Source organism: Mycobacterium sp. E1715, from assembly GCF_001667625.1.
GTDB lineage: Bacteria > Actinomycetota > Actinomycetes > Mycobacteriales > Mycobacteriaceae > Mycobacterium.
The window spans coordinates 1-2,874 of record NZ_LZJJ01000444.1 but is presented as its reverse complement, the minus strand read 5'-3'; the positions used below and the strand labels follow the sequence as shown (position 1 = coordinate 2,874).

Genomic DNA, 2,874 nt, shown 5'->3' with positions numbered 1-2,874 from the left:
CGGTGCGCGAGGGGCACCGGATCGGCAATCACTCCCTCACCCACGGCCGGCCCCTCGGCGAGCTCTCCGCGGCGGAGACGCTTCACGAGATCCGCGGCACCCAAGAGCTTTTGGACAACTTCGGCGATGCCGATCGGCTCTTCAGGCCGTGGGGAACGGAGGGCGCACTCGAAAAGCGCTGCCTGAACCGGACGGCGATCGAGCACCTCATCACCGAGAAGTACACCTGCGTCCTGTGGAACAGCGTCCCGCGCGACTGGGCCGACCCGCGCGGTTGGGTCGAGCGCGCGCTCGCCGATACCCGCAGCCACCAGCACACCGTGGTCGTCCTGCACGACCTGCCCACCGGCGCGATGGAGCAGCTACCCGGGTTCCTCGACGAACTCGACGGCTCCGGCGTGGAGGTCACCACCCAACTCCCCGACGATTGCGTGCCGATCCTCCGCGGCCGGATGCGGACTCCCCTCGATCACCTGACCGCGGCGATAGGCTGAAGCCTCATGAGCGACATGACGGCCCGGTTCGCCGAGATCGTCGGCCAGCACAACCTGCTGACCGGTGACGCCATCCCCGAGGACTACTGGCACGACGAAGTCTTGACGAAGCCGCCGCAACGCCCGGCGTATGTCGCCAAACCGGTTTCCGCGGAAGCGGTTTCGCAGCTGCTGAAGGCCGCCTCCGACGCTGGCGTGCCGGTCACGGCCCGCGGCTCGGGCACCGGCCTGTCGGGCGCGGCGATCCCGCGGGCCGATGGGCTGCTGATCTCCTTCGAACGGATGAACGCCGTCCTCGAGGTCGACACCATCAACCAGGTCGCCGTCGTCCAACCCGGGGTCACGCTCACCGAGCTGGACGCCGCGACCGCCGACACCGGCCTGCGCTACATGGTTCACCCCGGCGAGCTGTCGTCCAGCGTCGGCGGCAACGTGGGCACCAACGCCGGCGGCATGAACGCGGTCAAGTACGGCATTGCCCGCCAGAACGTGCTCGGGCTGCAGGCGGCGCTGCCGACCGGCGAGCTCATCCGCACCGGCGGCAAGATCGCCAAGATCTCCACCGGCTACGACCTGACCCAACTCATCGTCGGCTCCGAAGGCACCCTGGCCCTGGCCACCGAGGTGACCGTCAAGCTGCATCCACGGCTCGACCACAACGCCGCCGTGCTCGCCCCGTTCGCCGACTTCGACCAGGTCATGACGGCGGTCCCCAAGATCGTGGGCAGCGGCCTCGCGCCCTACATCCTGGAGTATATCGACAACGTGACGATGGCCGCGCTCGTACACACCCAGAACCTGGAGTTGGGCATCCCCGACAGCGTCCGCGACAGCTGTGACGCGTATCTGGTTGTGGCGCTTGAGAACCGCACCGCCGACCGGCTCGACGAGGACGTCGAGAAGGCCGGCGAGCTGCTGGCCGAGCTCGGCGCGGTAGACGCCTATGTGCTAGAAGGCGGTTCGGCACGCAAGCTGATCGAGGCGCGCGAGAAGGCGTTCTGGACGTTGAAGGCGGTCGGCGCCGACGACCTCATCGACACCGTGGTGCCACGCGGCGCGATGCCCAAGTTCCTGTCCGCCGCGCGCGGCCTGGCGGCGGCCGCCGGCGGGGCGGCGGCGGGCTGCGGGCACGCCGGCGACGGCAACGTGCACCTGGCCATCTTCTGCAAAGACCCCGACACGCGCAAGAAGCTGATGACCGACATCTTCGCGCTGGCAATGGAATTGGGCGGCGCCATCTCCGGGGAGCACGGCCTGGGCCGCGCCAAGACGCCCTATTTCCTCGAGCTGGAGGACCCGGTCAAGGTGGACCTGATGCGCCGCATCAAGCGGAGCTTCGACCCGGCGGGCATCCTCAATCCCGACGTGGTCTTCGCGGGCGCTTAACCGATAACCGGGAAGTGGCGTTGGGCGGCAAGGGCTTTGAGCGCTTTTTGCATCGTCCAGCGCACGTGCGCGTCGAGTCGCTTGATGTCGGGCGCCTCGCCGAAATGGCGAAGGTCGATCGGCCGCAGGACCTCGGTGACGATCTTGGTGGGCAGCGGCATGTTGACCGGTGCCAGGACGCTGAGGCCGAACGGAAAACCGAACGTGACCGGCATGATGTTCGTTCGGAAGAACCTGCGCTCGAACTTGGTGAGCCGAAGCAGGCGGGCCAGCCACTGTCCGCGCGTCAGGAACAGCTGGCTCTCCTGCCCGCCGATCGAGACGGCGGGCACGATCGGGACGTCCGCCTCCAGGGCGGTGGTGATGTAGCCGGTCCGGCCGTCGAAGTTGACGACGTTCTCCTGCAGGGTCGGCCGGTACACGTCGTAGTCGCCGCCCGGGAACACCAGCACGACCGCGCCCGAGGCCAGCGCCTTGGCGGCGTTCTCGCGCGTCGCGCGGATCACGCCGGTGCGGCGGAAGAACTCGGCGGCCGGTCCGGAAAAGATGGTGTCGAAGGCGAGCGCGTAGAGGGGGCGGTCGTAGCCGAAGGTGTCGTAATAGTCGACGGCGAACACCGACAGGTCGAACGTCAGCATGCCGCCGGAATGGTTACCCACCACCAGCGACGGTCCTTCGGGAAGGTTGTCCAGGCCGCGCACTTCGGAGCGGAAATACCGTTTGACGATCGGCCGGGTCAGCGCGACGACGTGTTCGGTCAGATCGCGGTCCCATTTGTCGACGTCCGTCGAGTCGGTGTGGGTGTCGTTCATGTCTTTGCCCTCGCTCGCCGTTGAGCGTGAGCTGATGGTACGCCCGCCGCTCCGCGGCGACGCCGGTTTCGCCGCGCGGACTTCCCCGGCGGTCACGCGGACTTCCCCGGCGGTCGCACTTCCCCGGGCGATCGCGCGGACTTCCCCGGCGATTTCGAGGGATTAGCCGAAGTGCCCGCCTC

General features: G+C 68.2%; 3 protein-coding genes. 2 read left to right on the top strand and 1 reads right to left on the bottom strand.

What is annotated here, in order from left to right; genetic code table 11:
• Both A9X03_RS29935 and A9X03_RS21910 read left to right on the top strand, forming a co-directional pair.
• Positions 1–494 (top strand): polysaccharide deacetylase family protein (locus tag A9X03_RS29935; RefSeq protein ID WP_197696123.1); only part of this gene is annotated, 494 nt, incomplete at its 5' end.
• A 6-nt stretch (positions 495–500) separates the two neighbouring features.
• Complete coding sequence (locus A9X03_RS21910) at positions 501–1,880, top strand: FAD-binding oxidoreductase (RefSeq protein WP_068262941.1); 1,380 nt, start codon at positions 501–503, stop codon at positions 1,878–1,880.
• Here the strand turns inward: A9X03_RS21910 and A9X03_RS21905 are convergent.
• On the bottom strand, positions 1,877–2,692 hold the full coding sequence (locus tag A9X03_RS21905; protein ID WP_067756166.1) for a lysophospholipid acyltransferase family protein: 816 nt from the start codon (positions 2,690–2,692) through the stop codon (positions 1,877–1,879). The two genes, A9X03_RS21910 and A9X03_RS21905, sit on opposite strands and share 4 nt — an antisense overlap.
• Positions 2,693–2,874 lie beyond the last annotated feature (182 nt).

Bases quoted from the DNA above. Each gene is read 5' to 3' on its own strand.
- A9X03_RS21910 (WP_068262941.1), top strand. From the start codon at position 501: ATGAGCGACATGACGGCCCGGTTCGCCGAGATCGTCGGCCAGCACAAC.
- A9X03_RS21905 (WP_067756166.1), bottom strand. From the start codon at position 2,692: ATGAACGACACCCACACCGACTCGACGGACGTCGACAAATGGGACCGC.